We start from the raw sequence: 25,909 nt of genomic DNA on the forward strand, positions 1-25,909 counted from the left end.
TTTATTATTATAATATATCATTAATTTTAAAAAAGAAAATATTACCTCCAAAACTAAATACCTACTTATTGTGGGTCTAAATACCCGATTATAGGTTAGAGATTCTATTTCCCGTCTTTTAGTAACGCTTTAAAACATAAAAAAAACCCAGCTATTATGCCAGGCTCTTTTAGTGACATGCACTTCATCTATCTACTTATAATAATCCAAAACTCCAAGTAATATAGCTTCTGCTGCATTATCTCGGAATTGGCTTGTCTTTAACTTTGCCGCTTCAGCTTCATTCGAGATAAAACCAAGCTCAGCTAGTACGCTCGGCATCGTCGTATATTTAATAACGTAGAACCCGGCATCTTTCACTCCACGGTTTTTTGTTCCAAGCTTTTCAATTAGTCTCTTTTGGATTTTCTCTGCTAACCTTTCACTATTGGCACTCTGGTACTTATCATTCCAATACGTTTCTGTACCACTTGCCGATTCACTTGTTGCAGCATTAACATGCAAGCTTATGAAGATATCAGCCTTTGCATTATTTGCTAGAGATGCACGTTCTTGCAATTCCAAAAACGTATCATTATTTCTTGTCATGATAACCTTTGCACCTTCAGCTTCAAGTAACGTTTTAACCTTTAATCCAACATCAAGAACAATATCCTTTTCTTTAAGCCCAAAACCTATCGCACCTGAATCTTTACCACCGTGACCGGGGTCAATAGCAATAACTTTCCCTGCTAATAAAGAACTACCACCTTGTTCTGTCGATCCTAGAATCAAATAATTCTTATGAACATAACAATCTTTATTATTGATCTTTGTTTTTGCCCAATCTCCCACAATTTCATAAACAGTTATTACGTCACCATTATTCAGTTTACCTACAATGTCTGAATTCACCGTTGGTTCTGAACGAACATTTAAAGAACTAGCTGTTACAACAGCTTGGATCGGAGAAGTACTAGTGCCTCCCGAGCCTTTTGCTGTATCATAATTTTTTTTGTAGGTTGTTTCCATTTGAACAAACGTTTGATTAATTGAGCTTGGTAAACTAGCATAACCACCAGCTTGTTTAATCTCAATGGCACGTTTCTTCAGTCTGCTTAAAACACCAAAATTCTTGTTTGCCTCTGTCAACTGCTTTTTTTGAATTTGTGAATTAATTGTATTTAGTAATCGATAATGTGAAACCTCATAAATGACACGTTCTTTTGCGATCTTAGAAGGAGTTATGTAGTAATCCAATAATACTCTACGAGTAGTAGGACCATAAACCTTACCAATTGTCTCTTCTACTTTTCTGATCTTAGTTGAGTACCTGTCATACAGGCTATCAATCTGACTAATGCTGCCTTTCTTGATTGCTGCTTCAAACTCTGTTAAATACTGGCGGAGAATAGCGCCATGTTTCGCGCTGTCAATAAAATACGCAGCACGAAGACGTAATTCCTTTGCCTTATTAAGTCTTTCCTGTAAGTTACTTTTTCTTGAATCACTCAGAGAGTTAATCGACTGTTGAGCCTTATCAATTGATGCTTTCGATTGATTATATTTCTTTGAGAATGTTGAAGAAACACCAATTCCCTTCGAAGATTTAATAAGGTAATACGGCTCAAGGTTTTCTGCTTCTTTTACTGCCTCGTTTACTTGCTTCTCTACTTGTTGATAAGTTGCTGCTGCCGATACGTTTGATGGTGCATAACAGCAAAGTGCAATGAACAAGATTGAAAGATACGTAGCGAGACTGACTAACCTGTTCTTCATCAATAATGCTCCTAGCTTTTTTATTTTAGTAAAATCTTCCTTAGTATATCTTACTAAAAAACCAGCTCTTTGTAATATGTAATTACGACAAAACTCAAGGTCATTTTACCTATTTTTTAACTATTTTCAAATTAATTTCCAAATATTATTTTATTTTTCCAGTAAAGTAGTATAATAGACTCATGTAATCATTAAAAAATACTATACAAAAGGCAAAGCTATGAGTCTAAGGCAGAAATATCTGCTATGATCGTCAGGTTACCATAGAAAGGTTCACTATGGCTAAATTTTGTCATAGTGTTTTTTGTTTTTAAAGGGGGGATCAGTAAGGTCTTTAGCATTATTATTCTTTCTTACATCATTGAATACAGGAGGTACTTATTTTGACTATCAAATTTTTAAAAAATCTAGCACTTTTATCTGTTTTAGTTTTTATTGGCTTTTTACAATTTGGTGTGAAAGCTGAAGCAGCAGGGGTTAATCTGCCTTTTAATGTAAAAACATCTGGAGTTTTAACAAAGGATACTACAGCGAATAACTATACGATTACAATTACTGAAGCTGGAAGACTTTCCCTCGATATGACTTCATATGTAGATACTTTTACGTATATTACATTATACGATTCTAGCAATAATGTGATTATCGACGATTATACCAGAGGAAGCTCGGTTACCCCTGCAAAATATACGAATTGGGTAGATGTTGAGCCTGGTACATACCGTTTAAAAATTTCAGATGGTGATTACGAAAGTAATACAGGATCTTATGAGATTACTCCAACGTTTACATCAGCAGGTAACTTTAATGAAGTAGAGCCAAATAACGGCACAGTTGAAGCACAACCTTTAAAATTCAACGAAAAATTAAACGGATTCTTATCTTGGGATAATACGGCTGACTACTTCAAGATCACTGTTGAACGCTCTGGTCAACTGAATATTGACTTATCATCTTATGTAGACACATTTACATACATTACATTACTTGATGAGGATAATAATGAAGTAATGGATGGCTATGTTCAAGGAAGCTCAAAAAACCCTGCAAAATACATTCAATCTGTTGATGTTAATAAAGGAACATACTACTTAAAAGTACATGACGGTGATTATGAACAAAACACTGGTAAATACGTAGTAAATACTACCTTCGCTGCAGCGAACAATAATGACCAAGAGCCAAATAACGGTGTTGTTGAAGCTCAAAAATTAACGTACAATAAGTCAATTACAGGGTTTCTTGCTTGGGATGATACTGTTGATATGTATAAGATAGACGTAACTGTTCCCGGAAAAGTCGGCATTGACTTAACATCTTACGTTGACTCTTTTACATACATTGAACTATTAAATAGTAACAATAATTCACTGATTGATGAATACGTAAGAAGTAGCTCTGGAACCCCAACTAAGTTTAAAGAATCTATTGAACTAGAAAAAGGAACATATTATCTAAAAGTACATGACGGTGATTATGAACAAAACACCGGGAAATATTTATTAACCGTAACACCACCACCAAACAAACACATTGGACGAGTATTAATCCGCAGCAAAGAACAATATTTATACAGTCCAACCGGAGCTAAGTCCCGCAAGCTAAGACAAAATGAAGGACTTCGCATTTATAAGGTACTAAGTGACCGCTACGATGTTGGTGGAGGATATTATGTGAAGAAAACTAAAGTGAACCTTTTCTATGTAGGTCACGTTTGGAGTAAAAGATATAGTTTAGGAGTATATGAGCCTGACGGTTCATACTTTAAATCATTCGATTCAAAAGAACCTGTTCGTGTTTATGGATACAGCAATGGTCGCTATGATGTAGGTAATGGCTATTTTGTAAATGTTGACGATGATGTGCAATTTGATCGTTAACATAAAAAAAAAGCTCTGTAGAGAATATCAATCTCTACAGAGCTTTTTACTTTAATTGTTGACGGACATCACCCTCTTCCATCTTCTACAAGTTGAATCTCCACCAAAATAACTGGTAGCATATAGAGATAACAATCTGAACGAAAGGAAGTACTTTGTTGAAACAACTTAGAAATTTCATCACCGTAACAGCACTTATCCTGATTACATCGTCAGCTCAAATGGCAAATGCTGAAACTCCAAGAGGCTATTCAGCTGCCGAACGGGAGGGACAGAAGCTGCATCAAGAGATGCAGGCTTACAATAAGGTAATCAATAGCGGTAACCTTCATCAAATTAATAATCATTATAATCAATTTACCACTCAATTAAAGGCAACTGAGAAAAAGATCGGACAAGTATCCGGCTCTGCTAACCGGAACCAATTGAATAATAAATATGTTCACCCTGCAAAAATTGCCGTAGAGAGGACAATTTATGAAGTATCTCAATTACGTCTTCTGCAATCTATTGAAGGTTCCGTTAATCAGAATCAATTAGAGAAAGCAGAAAACGATACCGCAAAGCTAGGAAGATTAATAAAACGAGCAGAGGATATTAAAAAAATCGGTGGCTATAAAAGCTTACCTAAAACTGCAAATCAATTTTTAAGAGAAAAAGAAGCCCATGTACAGGGGAATCTGGTAACAGAACGTCTTACGGAGTATAATTCCGTTATCTCAAAAGCAAATCTAGAACAACTTAACAATTTATATGATAACTTTACGAAACAAATCAAACTAGCAGAACAGAAAGTTGGACAAGTTGGAGGTTCCACAAACCGTACTAAGCTAAATAACACCTACATTAGACCTGCTAAAATTGCTAAGGAAAGAACAATTTATGAAATTTCACAGCTTAGATTACTATCTTCAATTGAAGCTACTATTCAAGAAACGACACCGGAAAAATTCACGAGTGATCTTGCTGTCCTCAAACGATTAATAAATCGCGGCAATGAAATTAAATCGGTAGGAAATTATCAGCATCTTCCTATGGAGATCTCGTCTACCTTGGAAGGGAAAAGATTTTATCTAAACTACTTATATCTTGACGCCACGAATACATTAGATCGGAATAACCCTGAACATGCATTCCCCCGCTTAGCGGAGCTAAAAATAAAATGGAATGCACTAAGTGAAGCCAGCAAAAAGGAAATCGTGATGAAGGATGCATGGACATTACAACCGGAAACCAAATATCCTGGATATCTCCCAAAACATTTAGGCTTTCTCTATCATCTTACTGGTGATTCACAATATAAGAGAATGGTCCAAGAAAACATTGCTCTTCTTAAAACCTACTATCTTAAAGACGGGCAGCTCCAATCACCAGAGTATCAAAAAATGGACTGGTGGTACCGAGATCCGTTTGCAAGGGACCTTAACGGCTTATACGAAGCTTATCAATACACAGAACTTCCTGAGATCATCGATTTTATCGATAACCAAGCAGCTCTGTGGATGTCAAAAGTACCACGTCAAAGTAATAACAGCTTTACCATTTACCCTTATGGCATTTCTGACGAAGGAAAAATCGGTTCTATTGAAATCAATCCTAATCAAAACATTCAAATAGCTCTGTTGTTTTCAAATTTATACTGGGAGCCGGAATCAAGATTTTATAAAAATCCCCTATTAAAGGACATTGTTTATAATGAAGTGAATGCTGTACTTTCCTTGCAAAAGGAAAATGGCTCTCTTCCCTTAAGACAACACTTGCCGCTTGTAGAGGATACAAACTATGGCGGCTATTCGGGCAATATGCTCTATCAGCTGGCCCAAGTATGGGGAAATCCTTCTTGGATCCAAAGCACAATTGAATTAGGAAACTGGTTATTCCATGAATATTCGATGAGTCATCCATGGAACACACCAAAAGATGCACCTAATTATCACTTTGATCGAATTAACAGCTTTAATTTAATAAGTAGAGTCCTGTTATTTTATGCAGCCGGTATTCCGGAACAGGATGTTCACAACTGGATACAATTTTCTGAAAATCGTTTTCCGGATGAAGATATGTACTTGCTTGAAAGATGGTATTTTTACAAATCGATACCGAGGAATTATTTAAATGGGAATATGGCTATCATCAATCAGCTCCCTCCAAGTATTTATAGTGAAGCTGCATTTCGAGATAAAATGTCGATACGTATAGTTGGAGAAACGATCAAGAATGCGACAATTACAGTAACCAATTCTCTTACAAAAGAAGCTGTTACTAGCTTTAACGTGAATGGTGACAATCAGCAAGCTTTTTCACTATTAAAGGGAGAATACGAAATAATCGTTGAAGCAACAGAGGCAAATGGAAAAACAACAAAAGATAGTCAAAAGTTATCTCTGCATCAAGATTTAACATATTCTATCGACGTGTTGGTATTCGACCAAAATAACCGCTTTTACCAAAAACTGAAATAATCATAAATACACAGGTAACTCTTGTTGCCTGTTTTTTCTATTTAAATATGAGGTTAACGTCCTCAGATCGTGATAGGCAGTTTAAAACAAAAAACAAGCCCTCATTCTTACGAACTTGGGCTTGCTTCGGCAAACTTTGGAGTGATGCAACTTACTCTGCTATATCCATAATACGTCCTTCAATCGCCGGCTCAACATTCTTAAGTCCAGCTACATGGTCTCTTAAGTTTTCCCAGTCAGACAAACCTAAATCTGTTACGCGACCTTCTGCGTATGCCTTAGCAAAGACTGAATAGCCGTCTCCACCTTTAGCTGTGAAGGCATTTGTTGCGATAGAATACTCTTTTGCCGGATCAAGTGCAGTGTATTGATCTTCTGTTTCTTCTACTTCCACTGAAACGATTCGCTCACCTGCAGGCTTCTTGCTGTCATATGTGAACTTCATGCCTGATACATGCAAGAATCCACCGCTTTCTTTTGGTGTTTGACTTACGCTGTGCTCAAGAGCCTCTAAAATTTCTGCTCCAGTTAGATTCATTGTCGCTAGAGTATTACCAAATGGTAAAACAGTTAGTACATCACCATACGTAATTTCTCCTGCATCAATTGCCGCACGGATTCCACCACCATTTTGCATCGCAATCACTGTGTTTGGTTTAAATTGTTTTGCTTTTGCCAACATACCGTCAGTAATTAGGTTACCTAGTTCTGTTTCACTGTTACGTACACTTGTTGCCGTTGGGGCTTCAGCTGTTGTACGTGGGTTTGCCAATTCCTTTGCTGTTGTTGCACCTGTTGGTGTATCTCTTATTTCAGCGATTTTATCTGAATACTTTTTCAACATAGCTGCTGCTTCTGGATTCGCTTCTTTTTCTGCAACTTCAATTAACTGAGCAGCTTCATTTATGATGACTCCGTCTTTGTCAAATTCAACATCCACTGTACCTAGATATTCTCCATATTGACTTGCTTGGACAATTAATGTAGGATCCTTTTCTACACCTTTTTCATCTTTATCAACAATTGATCCTGTATCAAGCTTCGTATGGCTATGTCCGCCAACAATAACATCGATACCATCAACCAACTTTGCAAGCTCAAGATCATTATCATATTCTACATTGTCATCATAGCCAATATGTGTGATCGCGATGATCTTGTTGATGTCTTGCGCTTCAAAAGCAGCCACTGCTTTTTCCGCTTCTTCAATATAATTTTCAAATTTAACATTACCCGGGCTTGAGATATCAGTTGTTTCTTCTGTTGTTAAACCGAAGAATCCAACTTTTTCACCGTTTACTTCCTTCACAACACCACTGTATATTTGACCATTTTCCGCTTTTTCTGTAACAGTGTCCTGGAATAAACCTTTCATATTTTTGTCAGTTGAAAAATCTACATTTGAGCTGACGAATGGGAACTCAGCACCTTTTACGAAATCTGCTAATCCCTTATGTCCCTCAGAACTTGAACCAAGATCAAATTCATGGTTACCAAATGTCATCAAGTCATATTTTAGTAGATTCATAAATTCAAGATCTGCTTGTCCTTTGAATTCATTGAAGTATAAAGTTCCGGAGAAAACATCACCTGCATTTAGTAGAAGTGCCTCGGGATGTTCAGCTCTTACCTCATTTACAGCTGTTACAAATTTAGCAATGTTTTCAATATGTGCATGTGTATCATTTGTGTGCATGATAGATAATTCGTACTCATATGGTAATTTTTCTTTAATCTTTTCTTTACGTTCTTTTGCCTTTTTCGCCATTTCAGGTAGTTCAGGATACTTTCCTGGATGCAGTTTGTTTCCTGCTTCCTTAATTTGAACAGCTCTCGTTTCTAAACGATTAAGCATAGCAAAAGCAGCTTTAGCTTCTTCTGTTTTATCTTCTGATAAAAATCTTTCAATTTTGTCTTGTAATGAATAAATAGAAACCTCATAAATAACTGTTTCTTTTGCAATTTTTGCATCTACTAAAAATGCATTTCTAATTGCGTTACGGTTATCAGTTCCATATACTTTACTAAATACTCTTTCAGCCTTCCTTATTTGAGTAGAAAGTGCATGATATGTTTCTACTAACTCTTCACTCATCGAATCTGCTTGTACGTAACCATTAAGCTTTTCCACTAATGCTTCTAGCTCTTTTGCGGTTTTAACAGAGTCTATTATTCTAGCAGCTTTTAATTTACGATCTTTCGCTACATTTAGCTGTGCTGTTAATTTCTTCTTCTCTGACCCATTCTTTAAGGCTTGTACTGCTTTTTCAGCTTTTTTAATATCAGCACTTGCTTTATCATAGGCTGCAGCAAACTCTTTTGAAACAGAAATTTCCTTTTGATTCTTTACATTGTAAAACTTCACTATGCTCTTAGAAGAATCCTGAGCCTTTGTGACCAAACTTTGAGCATTTGAGGCTGCTTCCGCCGAAATAGGACTTGTTGCAACAAATGCTGCTGTTACTAAGGCTGATGTAGCTGCTACTTGAGAAACTTTACTCTTTTTTTTCATTAAAATAAACTCTCCCTTTTTTGTATGTAATGATGAAGAATCTAAAAAAACAGCTTTTACACCACTGAGTATAGTATATTGTTTACTAGTTTGCTAGCCACCGGATAGATAATATCTCCTACTTTTACATTACAAATAAAAGTATAATTGGGTTTATTGGGTTGTGTTAAAAGTTTGTAAAAATTATGTAAATTGACTTCATATTTGATTTTTTAGGTCTTTTCACTTAATAACCAACAGGATATTAAAGCTATTTTCAACAATACCAACAAGAACTAATAGGAGTTTTGACTCTTCCTGATTATCAGGAATATACAACTATCATTCGCCTTAAAGATGATAAGGATTTCTAATTAATACATTTTGTAGAAGAATAAAAAAACCGCTGACAACTCTTGCCAGCGGTTTTCTTCAATTCGCGATATGAAGAATCGTTACATGGTCATGATCTACCCCAACTCCTGAGTAGGTGATATCACTTTTAAGCAGGATATTTCTATTTTGAGAGCTGGCCAGTAGTTCAGAAACCGTTTTACGGGCTGAACCCCATCCTTTGGCGATATTTACTCCATAGCTGCTTCCACCTGAGGTAAGGCCATGGTCACTTAAAAGATCTTCAATTGAACCGAATTTTGATGAATGTAACGAAAAGGATTTGCTTACATACATGTCATTAGATTTAATTCTTGCAACATTACTAAGCTTTTTATGTATCGTCAATGGTTGTAGACCTTGTTCATATCGTTCCATATTAATAAGCAAGAAGGTATCAAGCTCGTAATTATTAATCGTAAAGTTTACTGAAGGATCAGGAATAGCAAATTTACGATTTTTAAGTGGTACTTCAATACTTTGTAACTGTTTATTAATTAGGCTTGGTACAGATTGATAGTTTCCAGCCTTCTTAATTTCCACCGCTCTTCTTTTTAGACGGTCTAATTTTTTAAGATCTGAAGATACAATGCTTTCCTTATTTGCAATGGCATTTTTTCCAATTGACTTCAATAAGCGGTATTGAGATACCTCATAAATCACACGTTCTCTTGCAATTTTTGCAGGCTTAACATATTTTGCTAATAACGAATTACGTGTGCTTGAACCTGATACTTTCCCAATCGCTTTTTCTGTTTTTTTAATTTGATTCGAAAGATTATCATATTGAGCGTCAATATCATAGATCTCTCCACTATTGATGGTTTTTGTATAATTCTTTAGTAAATAAAGAAGGTACTCACCTGAATCAATAGCTGTGCTTTTTGAAGATGCTTCTGCTTTACTTGGAGTGTATAGAGTAAGAATTAGACATACACTTAAAACTAAACTAAATGCGATCTTTGAAAATCTCATTTTGCCCCTCCTAAATTTTACATTTTTTACTCACCTATCCAATTATCTTATTATTCCCATCTATATGTCTAGAAAAATATAGTCTATTACTCCCCGATCCTAGCAACACCAAGGGTTACAGCTCTAAAAACACAACTTTAAGATTAGTCACGAAAAGGTACAAAGGCCCAATGGACTAAGGAGAATAATTCATAGGTAAGAAAGTACTGTCTTTGATTCGACAAACTTCGTATCCTTGGTCTCTATCAGGGTGAAAAATAAACAAGTAAAGCAATAATAATTGTTTTACTCGATAATTAGATCTCCTTCCCAAAGTGTGAATTTAATGTTTTTATCGTTGTAACACCATATTCATTAATATTTAAATTTTGAGATTAATAACTTTAATTCCTCTGCCATATCCGACAAGGACTTTGCTGATCCCGCTATTTCCTCCATAGAAGCAAGTTGTTCTTCTGTTGAAGCAGCCACCTCTTCGGATGTAGATGCATTATTCTTAGCAATATTAGTCAATTCATTAGCAGTAGCATCCACTTCTTGAACACCTGCTGACATTTGTTCAGCAGTAGCAGAAACGTCTTCAATTATAGGTGTTATTGATCTCATTCTAGTAAGAATTTCACTAAATTTGTTCATCGCTTCTTTTGAAATATGCATCCCATTTTCTACATCACTTGTAACACGAGACATTATTTCAACTGAACCATTTGTCTCTTTTTGTATTACTTGAATTAAATCAAATATTTGTTTTGCCGATGCTTGCGATTGCTCTGCAAGTTTCCGAACTTCATTGGCAACAACTGCAAATCCTTTACCATGCTCGCCTGCTCTCGCGGCTTCAATCGCTGCATTTAGTGCAAGTAAGTTTGTTTGATCTGCAATACCTGTTATCACGTCCAAGATAGACGTAATCTCTTTAGAACGATTGGACAACGATTGAATCCTCTCATTAGATTCAAATACAGATGAATGAATGGAATCCATTTGGTTCAAAGTATTCTGCAATGCCTGATTACCTTCTTCAGCTTGTATAGTTGTATTTTGTGATAATTCCGCAACTGAAGAAGAGCTTTCTGCAATTCTAGCAACTCCTATTGACAGTTCATTTAACGATTGTGAATTTTTTTCAAGCCCTCTTGTTTGTGCTTCAGCACTACTAGCAACAGCTTGGATGGAGCTTGCTACCTGAGATGTAGCAGCACTCGTTTCCCCTTTTGTTCCTGTAATTTTACTAAATCATAAGACTTTCTCTCTAATTTCAGTCTTTCATTAGTAATTCTCTCAAACAATTTGTCAACCATTATACTACTTCATTCAATCACATGGTTCTTGATAGCCTTTTTAAGGAACGAATATCGACCTCATATTTATTGCCATATGTTCTAGGCGTCGGGATTTCTTCCTTTGGACCATAAAATAACAGTTTAAAATCATCATCTTTGTACTGAACGACAAAAAAGTCATCGAATTTGTCAAATGTATTTTTATTGATTGTTATAAAACTATTATCCTGTGCAGTTGTTTTAACACTTATTCTTCTACCGTCTTTTATGACATCATATCCATGTTGATTGGTCACTTTAGCTAACTCACCATTCGTGTAAAGAACACAATAGAATTCTCCTAAACGACCTAACAGGTGCCTTAATTCAGTTGCTTTACATCCAAGTACATTCATTTCAAATCGAAACATTTCCAGATATTCTTCATATAATTTTTTTATTTGTGAGATTCCTATTAAAACATGTTCACTAGTTTGATCCTTTTCATAGAGAAAAAGTTGCCCTTTATCCCACTCACCTACAACTGATTCATACTCTTCTCCTTTAGGTTTGTGAAAGATAAGTCCAGTATAAGGGTAATTTTCACCTACATATCTATAAGTGCTTCTATTAATATAGATAAATAAGTGTTTATTAAAAGGAATGCCTTTGTTATAACGATTGTAACAATAATCAGAGAGAATAATACTACTTGGGTTTGTATTAAATGTTGTTCTTAATTTTTCTCTTATTTCTATAGATGTTAAAGTATTGCCTTTTTCTTCTTTAAGAACCTCTATAAGTTGCTCGTAGATAGTCAACTGAATTCCCTCCTTACAATAAAGTAAGATTTATATATCGATTGTAGTCTTTTAAAAGTTGATATTCCCAAAATGAAAAAGCAATTATAAAATCTTCATTTTATCAATATTAATTCCTGTTCAATTGTATTCCGTTATATGGTCCGACGTTAATTGTTCCTAAAATTTGCTTCCACATACCTTCCCTCTTAATAATGTCAGGACCCTCATAAAATTCAATTACCGAAAAAACAACTTCATTATATCCTTGTTCCAATACAAATAAATTTAAATGATGGGCATCACCTAAGGAGTTTAGATGATTCACCCACCTCTTTAAAATCCCTCCATGTCCATAGGCGCTTCCTACATATCTGCTTGTTCCGTCTTCAGACCTTTGAATATAGATTCCATTTCTTGATAACGCCCTTTTAATTTGATTATCTTCTTCGTCATTCTCCCAAATGGAAATAATCTGTTTCCAATTAAAAGTCATTCCCATCACACTATTAATCGATGTATCAACGTCTGGTAGTTTTAACCCTTCAAACCTAGACATTCTAGCTATTGAGCTGGTCTCTTTACAGACTTTGATGATTTCTTTATTCTCTAATACACTCTTGATATTGATAGCCAAATTATCGTAATTTGTTGTTTTATAAACAGTAAGATACTTCTTTTTTGATTCTTCATACCCTTCGATACCTGCAAAACTTTCTTTTAAACCATCAACCATGTCATTAGCATGCTATATCCTAAGATAATAATCATTTTCCGAACCAACTAGCTCAAAAGCACGTATTTTATATATGTTTGGCTTAACCCTGTAGGAGACATATGGTGTGACTCCATCTCTCTTGTCGTCTTTCTCTCTAATATCAAATAGGCCTGCTAGTCCACTCTTTTTATATAAACTATCTAAAATATGAAACATTAAACACCATTGTCCTTTCCTTACTTTTTTTGTATTACATATCTATAGAACACCTTTTACAATGGAGGAACCTCGACTATATAAAGTTTATTTATTTTTTTATATTTACTCAGTCCATATTTCATTTCATTTATGTTCCGAAAAAATGCGCTTGTGTTCTTATAAGTTTCACCGACGCTAAGTGCCATTTGGAATTTCTGTTTTCCACAACAACTATTGTATCACGAACAAATAGTATAAATTACATAAAAAATAGCAATAAATTTCAAAAAATAGATAATATTACATGATAATAAGTTCTTATAAACCAATATTTTTTTACCATTAAAACCCCATAGCAATCCCACCTTAATTCCATTACTATTATCCATGCAAATTAATTAAGGGGGAATTTTTCTGAGAAAAAAGATTTTGTTCTATACGATACTGTTTAGCACAACGTTATTGATGACTCCAATGATTACGAATGCATCACCAGGTGGTTTAGATGCTAATGGTGGTCATGTATGCAGAACAAACTGTTCACAATACGGGTTATCAACAGGTGAATATCATTACCATAGGAATGGTGAGATTGTTAAGGTACCTACTTCTACAACAAATACTAGCAATGTAGCTTATCAAGATGCCATAAAGCAAGGCAACATACTCAAATCGAAATTATCAGCTTATAATCAAGCGATAAATAGTGGAGATATGGCGAAAATAAATGGACAATATGATGCCTTCACGAAGCAATTAAAATTAGTAGAATCAAAGATTGGCAAGGTATCTGGTCCTTCAACCCGCTCAAGCTTAAATGATCAATACGTTAGACCAGCAAAAGTAGCGATTGAAAGAACAATATACGAGGTATCACAATACCGTTTGTTAAACACAATTAGCCAGGATATTGCTGATGGTTCAATTGATCAAGCTATTTCTAACACCGAAAAGCTCGAGCGCTTAAAGAAGCGAGCTAAAGAAATTAAAGATGCCGGTGGATATCAACAGCTTCCGAGTGCGGTGAATAACTTTTTACGTTCTACAGAAGCTAACCACCAAGGAAATCTTCTTAAGAATTTACTTGGTGCATATAATGAAGCAATAAATAGTGGAGACATTTTCGAGGTTGATTACCTTTATGATGATTTCACGAAGCAATTACGCATAACAGAATTGAAAATTGGGCAAGTTTCAGGTTCTACTAACCGCTCAAACCTAAACGATAAATATGTTACACCGGCAAAGATAGCAATAGAGCGTACAATTTATGAAGTATCACAACTACGTTTAATGTTTGATATCGTCGACTTGATTGAAAGTGGCCAAACGGACAAAATCGATGCTAAGTTTCAGGTATTAGAACGTTTAAAACAAAGAGCCGAAGAAATCAAGGATGCTGGTGGTTACAATGCACTTCCTTCTATGATTAAAGCTGATTTGGAAGGATTTGAAGAAGAACTTCGAAATCCTCAGGACTTTTCAGATTTAGGACTTTTTGAAGCTCATTTTATTGATGTTGGACAAGGTGACAGCACGTTATTAGTCACTCCTACCCGTAAAACGGTACTTATTGATGGCGGCAAGGAATCAGAGGCAGATCAGTTGATACAATATCTTTCAGATTATGGAATTTCAACGATTGATTTAATGGTGTCCACTCATCCTGACGCAGACCATATCGGAGGACTTGTTTCTGTTTTGGAACAATTCGAAGTGAAAAAAGTAGTTGATTCCGGCAAATCTCATACAACGCAAACCTATACGGACTACTTAACACTTATCGATCAAAAGAATATCCCATTGGAAATTGCACAAGAGGGATCTTTTTTAGATGTTGATTCGGCAGTTAAAATAGAAGTATTAAATGCATTGGAAGAAAGCAGTGATACGAACGATTCTTCTGTCGTGTTGAAAGTATCATATGAAGAATCAGATTTCTTACTTACCGGTGACGCGGATGCCGAGATTGAAGCAGAAATGATAGCAGAAGGCTATAATCTTGACTCAGAAGTGTTAAAAGTTGGCCACCATGGATCAGACACGTCAACTTCACATGCATTCCTAGAAGCTGTCGATCCGCTTATAGCTGCTATCTCTGTTGGTGAAAATAGCTATGGACACCCAGCTCCAACTGTTATGGAACGTCTAACGAACTACGGAGTAGATCTATACACAACACAACAAAATGGCGACATACTGATGATGACTGATGGGCATGAAATTACGGCCTATACAGAACGTTAAGATGGAGGAGTCAAATTCCTCGGGGTCAGAGGGACAGGTTCCTTGTCCCTCTAATAAAAGAGGTGTTTTTAGTGAGAAGAAAGATCTATACAATTGACCGTTTTGAAAAGGATTTGGCTGTTTTGCTCTTGAGAGAGGATGAAACCGTTCAGGTTAATGTGTTGAGAAGTGAGCTACCAAAGGGTTTGGAGATCGGTTCACTCCTAGAGGCTGAAATTGATAGTGAAGGCCATGTCTTGTTATATCGAGTTCTTGACAATGAAACAGCAATAGTGAGACAAAGTGTGCGGAAGTTGTTAGATAAGATTGTGCGGAAGAATTGAGCCATTCCCAAGAACTTCTGTGAAGGTAAAGGATTGTCCGATAATGGGACAATCCTTTACTTTTAAACTTGATAATCGGTAAACGAATAAACCGCCTTAGCTCAATAAAAATAGAACTAAAAGCCACTTCGATCATTCTTTAGTATAGTTGGTTTCTTCTATTTTGTTTAGCGGACCGAGGAACCTGTCCCTTTGTCCCCATCATTCAATTCTTTTTCAATCTCTTCGTTTGAAATTATTTTCTCTTTATCGGCATTTAGCCTTTTTACAATCAAGTTTATCCTGTAATTCAATTTTGAAATTCCCTATACCACATACAAAGCGAAAACAGCAAACAACCCAATTAATAACTTGAACAAATCAATTAATGACTCCATATGTTACTATCTCCCCTTCGATTAATAACATAAATAGTACCAAACCATCCAGATACTAAACTTACCCATAAAAAATTCTTCAATTTCCATTAATGTTAGAAAAAAACTCAAGCACTAACCTAGGTAGATCAGCGCTTGAGTATGATGAGTAGTTTGTTGGATAAAATTCCAACTTATTCTAATTATAATCGAACAATCATGTTTTTTATATAAAATATTTACTCTTTATTTATGCAATCGAGTAGAGGGAAAAATAATTTAATTATTTTCGCCCCTCTCACACCACCGTACGTACGGTTCCGTATACGGCGGTTCAATTTATATTACAGTGTGTACTTTTAGATAATGATCTAAAGCAGAGGGAAGTCCCCTCTGCTTTAGTCTTTTATTTGAGATTGCTCTTTGAACAACTTTAGATAATCCGATGTATCGATAACCTCTTCGACAGAAGGTTAATCCCTTCGCCTCTTCCTCAGGGATTCCTAATTGGATAAGCGATTTGATTCGTTTCTTCGATACCTTCCATTTCTTCCAGATGATGACTCTAATTCTGGAGCGAAGCTTCTTATCTAGCTCAGTCATTGCTTTTTTCATATTCGAGATTCTAAAGTAGTTAACCCACCCAAGTATGACTTGTTTTAGTTTTAAGGTTCGGTAGTCTAGCGAAACACTCCAATTTCGCTTTGTTAATTTTCGAAGTTTCCTTTGAAATTTTTGTATTGACGTTGAATGGGGTTTTACTTGGTATTTCACATTCTTAAAATCGTAATAATATCCAAATCCTAAGAATTTCAAATCTTTTGGACGGGAGATTTTACTCTTTTCTCCATTGACTATTAACCCTAATTTATTTTCTATAAATCTCACGATTGATTCCATCACTCTATTCGCTGCTTTCTCACTCTTCACGAAGATTAGGGCATCATCAGCGTATCTCACGAATTGGAGTCCTCTACTTTCTAGCTCCTTATCAAGTTCGTTCAACATAATATTACTAAGCAGTGGGCTTAGGTTCCCTCCTTGCGGAGTTCCAACTGGTGTTTCTTCATATTTCCCATTCACCATAACTCCACTGACAAGATATTTCCTTATTAGGGAAATGACATCTCCATCATCTATTGTATTAGAGATGATCCGCATGAGTTTATCGTGATGGACTGTATCGAAAAATCTTTCAAGGTCAATATCCACAACCCAATCGTATCCATCATTTAGAATTTCCAAGCTTTTAATAATAGCCATCTCACAACTTCTTTTCGGTCTAAAGCCGTAACTGAATTCGCTGAACTGTTTTTCAAATATTGGGCTGAGTACTTGATGAATAGCTTGTTGAACTACCCTATCCACTACTGTTGGTATTCCCAATTTGCGCATCTTTCCATTTTCTTTTGGGATTTCCACTCTTAAGGCAGCTTGTGGTTGGTATTTTCTTGTTCTGATGCGCTGACGTAGCTCATCCTTGTTCTCTTTCAAATATTGTTTCAGTTCATCGACCGTTATTCCGTCGACCCCACTAGCACCTTTGTTTTTATATACACGCAAGTAGGCTTCATTCATATTTTGATTACTTAGAATTTGTTCTAAAAGTTCCACACTCGTTTCTCCTTTCCTCTCACGTAATAAGTGATAGCTCCATTTTGGTTATCCTTTGAGGTACGCTCATACTTTTACCATTAACACATTCGGAGTAGGTCACTTACGCATTCGTGGCGTTGAAACACTATAAATTGTTCAGCCCTTCATGAATTACTTCATTACTATGGCTTCTGCTGACTTCTTGCGACTAACCTTTTTCGACTGTACCTTTTGTACATTCGCAAGATCTCCCAGGGTAAGACAACCATCTTTCCTCTTTTACTCGCCTGATTTACTTTACAAAGTTACGCACATCTTTTGGACTTTAACTTGTTTAGGAGTCTTATCCCTTTGTAAAGCCTTAGTATCAGATTTCTGTTCGTCGAGCCAAGATTTTATTCCACGCTTCCTCCAGCCCTTATCTCACGATAAGTACCTTGCGCTTCCTTAGTGGTTGGTCGATGTGTACCCCCACAGTGGACTTTCACCACCTAGATAGTTGCCATGCCTGGCACACTAAAAAAAGAGATGCATAGATAGCATCTCGAAAGGGTATTTCACACAATGTAATTATAACATGTCGAATAATGTCGAACAGAGTCGAAAGTCCCAGGATTCATTTATAATTTCATCATGCGGGTCAAGGGGACAGGTTCCTTGACCCTCGTTACAAGTTTGGTTTAGTGGATCTAAAGAAATAGGGTTGTCCGATAAGGACAACACTATTTATCAAATACATACAGTAATCGTAAATAATAACTACCTTGCTTTAGCTCAATAAAATATAGAACTACCCCTCTTGGATCTGATTTATTACGTAACCTTCCATTTGAAAGAGACAGTTCAGAACTGTCAGTTTCTTCTTTCACAATTCACTATGTGGGTCAAGGAACCTGTCCCTCTGTCCCTAGAGATCCATCTCAACTGCGTTGTCAATTACTTCTTGTGGAATTTTTACTTCGTCAATTTTGTTGTATTCGCTATAATCACCTTCCATATTTTGTTTTATTTTGATTGTTTCACCGTCTGCAGATAGTTCCATATCCATTACGGTATTTAAGGTTGTTGGGTACATTGTTTCTTTGTTGATGATGATTTCGTATTTTACTTTATTGATTTTCATATTGTTAAATACTTCACCGTCTGCGTACAGATCTTGTGGAAGCGTTCCTTGAACAGTTTCTTTTATGAAGTCTGTAAATTTATCACCAGTTGCATTTAACGTGAGAATATAGTTATCCGCATCTTGTTCAAAGGTAAAATCATCAACGAATTTTTCAAGTTTCTTTAACTCTTCAGAAGGATTTGATTGTTGGTCTGACATTTGCATTAATTGGTCTGACGTTTCTTTCGGAAACTTTGACCATTGGTTTGAAGATGAGTCAAATACAAATATTCCTTCCGGAGAAAAATACGTTTCAGTCGTATAAGCAGTCTTAGTTCCTGCTTCATTCATATCCATGTCCATTTTTTGGTATAACGTCATTGGGTCTGTAACAACTATCATATCAATAGTTGAAACCATATCCATAGCATCCTTTTGCTCCCCAATAGACATTTCTTGCGTCATATCCATTTTCACGGCAAAACTTTTCACCTTTTCTGAAGCTTCCGTTGATTGAGTCATTACCTGCTCAAGATTTAGCTCAGAATTGTTTCCCTTTTCAACATTTTCTTTCGATACATCTGATTTTTCATTGACTGTTTCTGCTGTTTGATCACACGCTGCAAGTAAAAGCATAAGAAAAAAAGCAAAAATTAACGGTAAAGTTTTTTTCATTCAGTACACTCCTTGGTCATTCTTTTTATTTAATAAGAAAAGATAGATTCAAAGTTTCATATTATTCTACTATAAGTACTTCAGCATTTTTATAGGAATTGATTTATCTACAAAGAACCTTTAAAACTAGTTTCTTCAATATCACTACTCCTTAATCATCTATCCAATATATCATATTGGAAACAAAATGGAAACACCACTGTAATATTTGATATATAAATTATTTGTAAGGTTATCTACAACTATTACATTAAAATAAAAATAAGCCCTATCCATATTAGGAGCTAGGGCTTAGTCTATTGTTTTATATGTAATTTGACCTTAATCAAAATCATCTTCTATATTATAAAGCATATGGAGGAGGAAGGGGGATTCGAACCCCCGCGGGCTTTGACACCCCTGTCGGTTTTCAAGACCGATCCCTTCAGCCGGACTTGGGTATTCCTCCTAATAAGTGGAGCCTAGCGGGATCGAACCGCTGACCTCCTGCGTGCAAAGCAGGCGCTCTCCCAGCTGAGCTAAGGCCCCCTATAGATTATGGAGTGCCGGCGAGAGGACTTGAACCCCCAACCTACTGATTACAAGTCAGTTGCTCTACCAATTGAGCTACACCGGCGTATGAAATCTTAGTTAACCAGTATATCTTAAATAGATATACAATCACATAATGCTATGGTGGAGGATGACGGGATCGAACCGCCGACCCCCTGCTTGTAAGGCAGGTGCTCTCCCAGCTGAGCTAATCCTCCGAAGCTATATATAATGTCCCAATATAGAGAACATTATATATTATACTCATTACATGGGTAATTTCAAGAGTCTAATTTACAAATCAAAGTTTATTTTTGATGCTTATTCTGGAAGTCCTATTTTTTGAAAAGGATAAAACCGAAGTTTTACTTCTCCAATAACCGAATCATAAGGAACAAATCCAAACATTCTACTATCCTTACTATCTAAACGATTATCACCCATAACAAATAACATGTCATTAGGTACTTCAGTTTCTCCTGTACTATCTTCCAACGAAAAATTTCCTGTTAAATTATGCAGAAGAGTCTTTTCTTTATTTTTTATTAAATACTCTTCACTGAACACTTTTCCATTAATATAAAGAACATCATCTTCCATCTTAATGCTGTCTCCTGGAAGACCTATGACCCTCTTAATATACTGCTTTCCTTCTATATCTGGAGCATCAAACACAATCACATCAAAGCGTTGTATTTTTGATGTTTTACTTACTACGACTCGATCTGCATTATGAAAAGTAGGTGACATCGATTCTCCAAATACAGTTATTGGAGTGAAAATAAATTCTCTACAAATGAAAACAATGATAAAAGCAATTGCTATTGACTTTATCCAAGAAATTATTTCTTTTTTTGTACTAGACTTCATTGTTTACCCACCCCATACTATCCTTTTATAAAAAAATTAACAACAAACCGCAATTCATTAAATTCATAAAAACACAATCTAATAGTACCATTATCAAATAGTAATATAATACCATAACTCTCAAGTATTAAAAAGAACCTTTTATATTTTCAAGTTTTTCATAATTCTCTAAAATCTTATTAACTTATCACTCGGCTTTAAATTACATTAAATGGGTATTACTCCTACAATAACTCTACCCTTATTTTCAAATCATAAGCATAATGATATATTTCTTTGAAAAATAGTGGATTTAAAATGCATTAAAGGAAAATTCATCTAAAAATACGTTAATATATACCTAATAATAATCAGTTTCTTACTACTATTTTCACTATAGTATTATCAAATTATAATATAGTTGTGTGTTTCACTTTCGAGGTTGCTATTAATCTAGCACCTCTTTTTTTTATTTTCAGTAATCGTTTACACTCGAAACATTCTAAATACTTGAATTAGAATAACTTATTTTAATTTTATTACTTTTTAAATACCTATTTACACATCTTCCAAATAACCTTAAAATTCCCTATTGTGTATATTATTTGTAAATGAGGTGTCAATATGGAAAATCAGCGAACATACAAACATTGGACATTCAATGAACTTAAAGTATTAATTGAGCTAAAGGAAAAAGGGCTAAAATACAGAGAGATTGCTAAGAAACTTGACAGATCTCCTTTAAGCGTAGAAAAACGTTACAGAAAACTCATGAGTAGCTAAAGACAAACGTGTAAGCGGACATACACATGAGGTTATCAATCAGCATGCTTACACAGTTTCCAATTATCCTCTCTATACAACTCCTTCTAAAACATATATAGAAACACCACTAAATATTTATAAGTAATTCACTCAAATTTTAAAAAATTCCTTTTCCTCCCTTATTTCGACATATTTTTTAGTTATCGACTTATATAATGGGTTGGAATTTAATTTCCATAGGAGGATTTTTTTATGAAGTTACCTAGTCTGTGTTTTATCGCTTTATCTTTCATCTTACTAATGGGCTGTGCAACAACTGACACAACTCAAGCCAACTCTACAAATGACACAAATAAAGAAGAATCTTCGTCAAGCTCAAATAAGAGTGATGAATCATCGAAGTCATCAGTTCTAACTGAAGAAGAATTAATGGGAGAAGTTTATACAGTTGCTTCGGACGAAGCTCCTACTGGTTATATTCTTGAAGGCATCCAACCCGCTAAGATCACAGGAAAAGAGTATTCTGACTTTGTTGTAATTTTCAAACACGAAAAAGAACCTTTGATTCAATTTCCTGTCGTCAAGGCTTTTTCATATCAAGAAGGCGAGTGGCTTTCATTTTCTATTTTAAATGAAGAAGACAATGCGGGCTCTTCTCTAGCCATAGGTGGAATACACCCTTTCATTTCTCCTGACCAAGAAGAGGTTATTTTAAATGAATCCGAAGGTAGTGGTGGCTTTATGAGTTTATACATAATCGGCAGTAAGGACGGAAATACAATAGAGTTACTGCACAAAACGGAACCTCTCCCAGAAGGCGCATTTTCTTATGAAAATGGCGAACTGAAAATATTAGACTTAGACTCAAACTCTGAAACAACAATGAAATGGGATAATGAATCGAAAACCTTTAAATAAAATAATATCTATTCAACCTACTTTAATAAAAAACCTGAATGGAGATTGTTAGCATACGAATCCATTCGGGTTTTAAAATTTTCTCATACAAGTCGTAGTTTGTTTTTCTATCTGGCTAAGGTAGATTCCATCTTCTCCCCCAACCTTTATAAAATAACAAAAAAAAAGAGCCAAACGGCTCCAAGTTTTTTTATAATCGCACTTCGATTAATGAATAAGCATTAATTTATTTATGGTTATTACTTCATAAACTTCTCTACTAATTCATAACATCTCTCTTTTGTCGTATTTGCGAGAGAGGCTACATATTCCAGTGATTCCATCGTTCCACCTTCAAACTGGCTTGCATCTTTTTTTGCAGTCTCATCTCTGTATGTGACCCATTTTCTTTGTTCTTGTCGTAGTTTTTCCATTTCATTGCTAGAGAGTTGCTTTTCTAGCACCTGGTAGATTTCATTTAATACTTGATCCCATTTATCTAAAATCACTTCTTCTGATTTTGTCATTCCTATTGTTGTATCATCATCGTTATTCCTAATTTCAGTTACTTCCTTCTCGATGCTTTTGAGCTTTTCTACGTATATCTGCTTATTTTCTTGACCTTTTTTTGTTTCATTGCTTTCATTTTCCTCTTCTGCTTTACGATCTGCTGGTTGCTCGGTTTCCTCTTTACTATCCGTTTCTACCGTAGGTTTTGTGTCCACACTAGTCTCAGTATCATTCTCTTCAAGTACTTCTTCTTCTTCTTCATTCGCAATATCTTCAGAATTATCTACGTTAGCTTCATTGTTACATGCAACCAGGAAAACCAGAAGAGAAAGAGCAGCAAATAACTTATTCAATGAAATAACTCCTTTCTTAATTTGAATACCTTTTACCTTCTATAAGGTACACCTTGTTTCTTCATTTTAAAAGAGACAAAAGGTATATTTATCCACGTTAGTTCAACCATAACAGTGCGGTAACTTTGTGCATATAAAATAGCCACGTGATATATCGCGTGGCTATTTTCATCATTATTTCAATACTGACCTCAAGTATCATAATCAATGTAAGAAGAAAAAATAAGTCTTACCGAAATGTTCGATAATGGTTTAACCTCCTAAGTATTAAAAAAGGATGCTCTTAATGAAATATAGAAATCATCTTTATCTTACATATTTTTCATGTGTCAATATTCTTTGTATCTGGTTAGATATATGAAGAGTTATGTTATCGATCAAGCTGAACATTCGTATCAGGAAGAACGTAATATCCTCCACCTACTTCATATTTTCCATCCTCAATTCCATAGACCCTTACTGTCTGCTTTGGTGCAAACTTTTTATAAAACCTGCCCTCTGGCGTATTAACAGTCATGTATTTCGTTTTCCCCCATACATGTCCAAAATAGTATAAAGTATCTTTACCATTGCCTTTCAGAACATAATAGCCACCACCCACCTGGTAACGATCATCTTGAATTTCGTATACCTTTAGACCTTCACCTTTCTTTAATGTACGATGAACCTTTCCTTGTGGGTTATATAATGCCATGCCTGCTTTTTGAATTAGTACACGGCCAATCCAAGGATACTTATCTGTCGTTTTTTTCACTTCAACTTCTAATTCATAAGGGAAACTGGCTTTATTAACGTTGATGTATTCTGCAAGTTCTAAGAAGTATGTACCTGCTTTTAGAGAAACCTCATTTATCCGGTCAGCACCTTTAACTGGTAATTCGTTAAGCAGATGGTCAATAAATATCTGTTTACCAGAGGAATCGTAGATTCTAAGGTTTCCATAGCTATTTGGATATTTTCTATGTTTGATTATAATCGTACTATCCTTAGTGAGTGTGAATTTATAGGTATCTCCATCATCTGTTCTTGGATTTGTTACAAAAAAACCTTTATAACGCTTATTAAACTCCATATTATTCGCTAAATCCCAAGTATCATTATCTTCTTTCTCATAATAATTACCTGGTTCAAAAGAAACGCTAAAATGATATGTAACATCTAATATATTTGTTCCTGCGGATAATTCAAGATAATATGTCCCTGCAGGTAAACCTACTTGACCTGTCTCGTCTTCTATCAGACTAGGATCTGAAGTATATTTTAAATATTCATTATTCACCTTTCCATTTGAAAGTTTAACCGCTACAATACCACTCACATGATTACTGTCTACATTTACTGTAACAACTCCACTTGAAGGCAGTTGGATCTTATAAATATCCTTTGAGCCCCTTCTAAAGCCATCATCCGCAAATGTGGATTGATATTCCTTGTTAAGCTCTATCGGTGTCGCCGAAGAATAAATCTCATTAGGCTCCTGATTGATATTTGAATATCCACGGCTTACTTCTGCCTGAACCTGTGTAGCTGATGGTAAAAATATAAGTGAAAATATTGCAATTGTTAAGATGGTTAGTAGATTTTTCATTTATGTCCTCCTAAACTATTTTCTATTAGTATTTTACTATAATGGTAGTATTTGTGAATACAATCGACAAATTCTATCATTATTTTTGTGGTTCCTAATCCCTAAACTATTGTTATTATCTTCAAAATAATTTACTTATAGGAACCCATTCAATATATCCATAATTCTGGTTTTATACGATAAAACAAAGCTATTTTATAAATATTTAAAAAACATTTACAACCTCAATACAAATAAGTAAAATAATACCATAGTACTAATTCCAAAGGAGAATGAAATTGTATACTCTTACTTTATTACAATTAGACTCTAAAAGAGATTTATTAATGGAAATTGATCAATTAAAATTGAACTTAATTAAAACTGCTCTCCTTTATGGAATAAACCATCCATTTACTATCTCAACCAGTCAAGATTTGGATAAATTAATTATTGAATACCAAAAGCTAGCAATAAAATAGTAATAGCTAACTTTTTCCTTATTGTTTTATAAGTAAGAACTGACCCGCTTGCTTTGAGTTTACCTCCAATTTGAAAAGCATAAAACATATAGATCTACACACAAAAAAAGGTGAGCTGTAAGCCCACCGATACTTCACAATACTGTACACCTTTTTTCATCAATAAAGAAGGCCCAAGGACATTTCCCCGTCTCTCCTAAGTACTTATTCTATTATTCTTTCTGTCGTTCTATCCTCTGCCCATGAATTATGATATACAATCGCAGCACGTTTCATGTTAACTGCTATGGCTTTATTTATTTCAATAACAAAGGTTCTAGGACTAGCATCACTTGTACAATTTCCACTATAATTTCCGGTTAGATAAAATACGATTTCTCCTATATAAGAATTTACTGTTGTTTTGGTTAGGTTATAGGGACATGAACCCGATTCAAATATGCTTACAAAATAATAGTCATAATTCTGAAAATCTACACTAGGTGGCTTTTTTTCCAAGCGAAAATAACTCCAATTTTTATTGAATTGTTCTAGGTTTGTTGATCTATACACATGAGATGTTAAATTTGGAGATTCATCTTCTCGACCCCTTTTTCTATTGCAATTACATGTCTGAAGCCTTCATCTCCTTCCTCAAGATTCACTTCTTTTTCGTTAGAACACCCAATAACAACACTTAATAAGAAAAAAGTAAAAACAAGTACCCTAATCATTCA

At 35.0% G+C, this 25,909-nt stretch carries 20 protein-coding genes, 4 tRNA genes and 1 riboswitch; of the genes, 7 read left to right on the forward strand and 17 right to left on the reverse strand.

Features of this window, described 5'->3' with window-relative positions; all coding sequences use genetic code 11:
- Positions 1 to 192 precede the first annotated feature (192 nt).
- Entirely contained in the window at positions 193 to 1,758 is a 1,566-nt protein-coding gene (locus BK577_RS04410) for an N-acetylmuramoyl-L-alanine amidase (protein WP_078431826.1), read from the reverse strand.
- A gap of 201 nt (positions 1,759 to 1,959) precedes the next feature.
- Positions 1,960 to 2,024: riboswitch (cyclic di-GMP riboswitch) on the forward strand.
- 117 nt (positions 2,025 to 2,141) lie between these two features.
- On the opposite strand from BK577_RS04410, the gene BK577_RS04415 reads away from it, so the two are divergent.
- On the forward strand, positions 2,142 to 3,638 hold the full coding sequence (locus BK577_RS04415) for a pre-peptidase C-terminal domain-containing protein (RefSeq protein ID WP_078431827.1): 1,497 nt from the start codon (positions 2,142 to 2,144) through the stop codon (positions 3,636 to 3,638).
- Positions 3,639 to 3,796: 158 nt separating this feature from the next.
- A complete protein-coding gene (locus BK577_RS04420) occupies positions 3,797 to 6,100 on the forward strand; it encodes a hypothetical protein (protein ID WP_078431828.1) in 2,304 nt (767 codons plus the stop codon).
- A 151-nt stretch (positions 6,101 to 6,251) separates the two neighbouring features.
- Here BK577_RS04420 and BK577_RS04425 read toward each other — a convergent pair whose 3' ends face one another.
- From BK577_RS04425 to BK577_RS04445, 5 genes are all read right to left on the reverse strand, one after another.
- Positions 6,252 to 8,612 carry a 5'-nucleotidase C-terminal domain-containing protein gene (locus tag BK577_RS04425; RefSeq protein WP_169908096.1) on the reverse strand — a complete coding sequence of 787 codons (2,361 nt, stop codon included), beginning with the start codon at positions 8,610 to 8,612 and terminating at the stop codon, positions 6,252 to 6,254.
- Between the two features lie 411 nt (positions 8,613 to 9,023).
- Positions 9,024 to 9,959: a CAP domain-containing protein gene (locus tag BK577_RS04430; RefSeq protein ID WP_078431829.1), complete on the reverse strand. Its 936-nt coding sequence runs from the start codon at positions 9,957 to 9,959 to the stop codon at positions 9,024 to 9,026.
- 354 nt (positions 9,960 to 10,313) lie between these two features.
- Positions 10,314 to 11,186, reverse strand: coding sequence for a methyl-accepting chemotaxis protein (locus BK577_RS04435; protein WP_078431830.1), 873 nt, complete (start codon positions 11,184 to 11,186; stop codon positions 10,314 to 10,316).
- Between the two features lie 91 nt (positions 11,187 to 11,277).
- Positions 11,278 to 12,042, reverse strand: a complete 765-nt coding sequence (locus BK577_RS04440; RefSeq protein WP_078431831.1) for a DUF7225 domain-containing protein — start codon at positions 12,040 to 12,042, stop codon at positions 11,278 to 11,280.
- 109 nt (positions 12,043 to 12,151) lie between these two features.
- Positions 12,152 to 12,757 carry a GIY-YIG nuclease family protein gene (locus BK577_RS04445; protein ID WP_078431832.1) on the reverse strand — a complete coding sequence of 202 codons (606 nt, stop codon included), beginning with the start codon at positions 12,755 to 12,757 and terminating at the stop codon, positions 12,152 to 12,154.
- 654 nt (positions 12,758 to 13,411) lie between these two features.
- Here BK577_RS04445 and BK577_RS04455 point away from each other — a divergent pair.
- Positions 13,412 to 15,184, forward strand: coding sequence for an MBL fold metallo-hydrolase (locus tag BK577_RS04455; protein ID WP_180321203.1), 1,773 nt, complete (start codon positions 13,412 to 13,414; stop codon positions 15,182 to 15,184).
- A 71-nt stretch (positions 15,185 to 15,255) separates the two neighbouring features.
- Positions 15,256 to 15,507 (forward strand): DUF3006 domain-containing protein, encoded by a 252-nt coding sequence (locus tag BK577_RS04460; protein ID WP_169908098.1) that lies wholly within the window; start codon positions 15,256 to 15,258, stop codon positions 15,505 to 15,507.
- A 695-nt stretch (positions 15,508 to 16,202) separates the two neighbouring features.
- Here BK577_RS04460 and ltrA read toward each other — a convergent pair.
- From ltrA to lepB, 7 genes are all read right to left on the reverse strand, one after another.
- Positions 16,203 to 17,477, reverse strand: coding sequence for a group II intron reverse transcriptase/maturase (gene ltrA, locus BK577_RS04465; RefSeq protein WP_078431839.1), 1,275 nt, complete (start codon positions 17,475 to 17,477; stop codon positions 16,203 to 16,205).
- Positions 17,478 to 18,366: 889 nt separating this feature from the next.
- On the reverse strand, positions 18,367 to 19,239 hold the full coding sequence (locus tag BK577_RS04470; protein WP_078431840.1) for a DUF6612 family protein: 873 nt from the start codon (positions 19,237 to 19,239) through the stop codon (positions 18,367 to 18,369).
- Between the two features lie 355 nt (positions 19,240 to 19,594).
- Positions 19,595 to 19,687: transfer RNA gene (locus tag BK577_RS04475), tRNA-Ser, on the reverse strand.
- A 7-nt stretch (positions 19,688 to 19,694) separates the two neighbouring features.
- Positions 19,695 to 19,767: transfer RNA gene (locus BK577_RS04480), tRNA-Ala, on the reverse strand.
- A gap of 15 nt (positions 19,768 to 19,782) precedes the next feature.
- A tRNA-Thr gene (locus tag BK577_RS04485) sits at positions 19,783 to 19,855 on the reverse strand.
- A gap of 57 nt (positions 19,856 to 19,912) precedes the next feature.
- Positions 19,913 to 19,988: transfer RNA gene (locus BK577_RS04490), tRNA-Val, on the reverse strand.
- 103 nt (positions 19,989 to 20,091) lie between these two features.
- Entirely contained in the window at positions 20,092 to 20,640 is a 549-nt protein-coding gene (lepB, locus tag BK577_RS04495) for a signal peptidase I (protein ID WP_078431841.1), read from the reverse strand.
- Positions 20,641 to 21,243: 603 nt separating this feature from the next.
- On the opposite strand from lepB, the gene BK577_RS25700 reads away from it, so the two are divergent.
- Positions 21,244 to 21,402 carry a helix-turn-helix domain-containing protein gene (locus tag BK577_RS25700; protein WP_139367262.1) on the forward strand — a complete coding sequence of 53 codons (159 nt, stop codon included), beginning with the start codon at positions 21,244 to 21,246 and terminating at the stop codon, positions 21,400 to 21,402.
- A 234-nt stretch (positions 21,403 to 21,636) separates the two neighbouring features.
- Positions 21,637 to 22,302 (forward strand): hypothetical protein, encoded by a 666-nt coding sequence (locus BK577_RS04500; RefSeq protein WP_078431842.1) that lies wholly within the window; start codon positions 21,637 to 21,639, stop codon positions 22,300 to 22,302.
- Between the two features lie 239 nt (positions 22,303 to 22,541).
- Here the strand turns inward: BK577_RS04500 and BK577_RS04505 are convergent, their stop codons facing one another.
- On the reverse strand, positions 22,542 to 23,144 hold the full coding sequence (locus BK577_RS04505; protein WP_078431843.1) for a lysozyme inhibitor LprI family protein: 603 nt from the start codon (positions 23,142 to 23,144) through the stop codon (positions 22,542 to 22,544).
- A gap of 370 nt (positions 23,145 to 23,514) precedes the next feature.
- Complete coding sequence (locus BK577_RS04510) at positions 23,515 to 24,732, reverse strand: hypothetical protein (protein WP_078431844.1); 1,218 nt, start codon at positions 24,730 to 24,732, stop codon at positions 23,515 to 23,517.
- 326 nt (positions 24,733 to 25,058) lie between these two features.
- Here BK577_RS04510 and BK577_RS04515 point away from each other — a divergent pair, with 326 nt between their 5' ends.
- Entirely contained in the window at positions 25,059 to 25,193 is a 135-nt protein-coding gene (locus tag BK577_RS04515; protein WP_139367263.1) for an aspartyl-phosphate phosphatase Spo0E family protein, read from the forward strand.
- Between the two features lie 204 nt (positions 25,194 to 25,397).
- Here BK577_RS04515 and BK577_RS04520 read toward each other — a convergent pair whose 3' ends face one another.
- A complete protein-coding gene (locus tag BK577_RS04520) occupies positions 25,398 to 25,691 on the reverse strand; it encodes a hypothetical protein (RefSeq protein WP_078431846.1) in 294 nt (97 codons plus the stop codon).
- 62 nt (positions 25,692 to 25,753) lie between these two features.
- On the reverse strand, positions 25,754 to 25,906 hold the full coding sequence (locus BK577_RS25895) for a hypothetical protein (protein WP_169908100.1): 153 nt from the start codon (positions 25,904 to 25,906) through the stop codon (positions 25,754 to 25,756).
- Positions 25,907 to 25,909: the final 3 nt, after the last annotated feature.

It is taken from the genome of Metabacillus halosaccharovorans, assembly GCF_002019635.1.
Lineage (GTDB): Bacteria > Bacillota > Bacilli > Bacillales > Bacillaceae > Metabacillus > Metabacillus halosaccharovorans.

Excerpts from the sequence above, each read along its gene's own strand:
- BK577_RS04455 (WP_180321203.1), top strand. The coding sequence starts at position 13,412 with ATGATTACGAATGCATCACCAGGTGGTTTAGATGCTAATGGTGGTCAT.
- BK577_RS25895 (WP_169908100.1), bottom strand. The coding sequence starts at position 25,906 with ATGATTAGGGTACTTGTTTTTACTTTTTTCTTATTAAGTGTTGTTATT.
- BK577_RS04515 (WP_139367263.1), top strand. The coding sequence starts at position 25,059 with ATGGAAATTGATCAATTAAAATTGAACTTAATTAAAACTGCTCTCCTT.
- BK577_RS04470 (WP_078431840.1), bottom strand. The coding sequence starts at position 19,239 with ATGAAAAAAACTTTACCGTTAATTTTTGCTTTTTTTCTTATGCTTTTA.
- lepB (WP_078431841.1), bottom strand. The coding sequence starts at position 20,640 with ATGAAGTCTAGTACAAAAAAAGAAATAATTTCTTGGATAAAGTCAATA.
- BK577_RS04510 (WP_078431844.1), bottom strand. The coding sequence starts at position 24,732 with ATGAAAAATCTACTAACCATCTTAACAATTGCAATATTTTCACTTATA.
- BK577_RS04425 (WP_169908096.1), bottom strand. The coding sequence starts at position 8,612 with ATGAAAAAAAAGAGTAAAGTTTCTCAAGTAGCAGCTACATCAGCCTTA.
- BK577_RS04430 (WP_078431829.1), bottom strand. The coding sequence starts at position 9,959 with ATGAGATTTTCAAAGATCGCATTTAGTTTAGTTTTAAGTGTATGTCTA.
- BK577_RS25700 (WP_139367262.1), top strand. The coding sequence starts at position 21,244 with ATGGAAAATCAGCGAACATACAAACATTGGACATTCAATGAACTTAAA.
- BK577_RS04500 (WP_078431842.1), top strand. The coding sequence starts at position 21,637 with ATGAAGTTACCTAGTCTGTGTTTTATCGCTTTATCTTTCATCTTACTA.
- BK577_RS04410 (WP_078431826.1), bottom strand. The coding sequence starts at position 1,758 with ATGAAGAACAGGTTAGTCAGTCTCGCTACGTATCTTTCAATCTTGTTC.
- BK577_RS04445 (WP_078431832.1), bottom strand. The coding sequence starts at position 12,757 with ATGGTTGATGGTTTAAAAGAAAGTTTTGCAGGTATCGAAGGGTATGAA.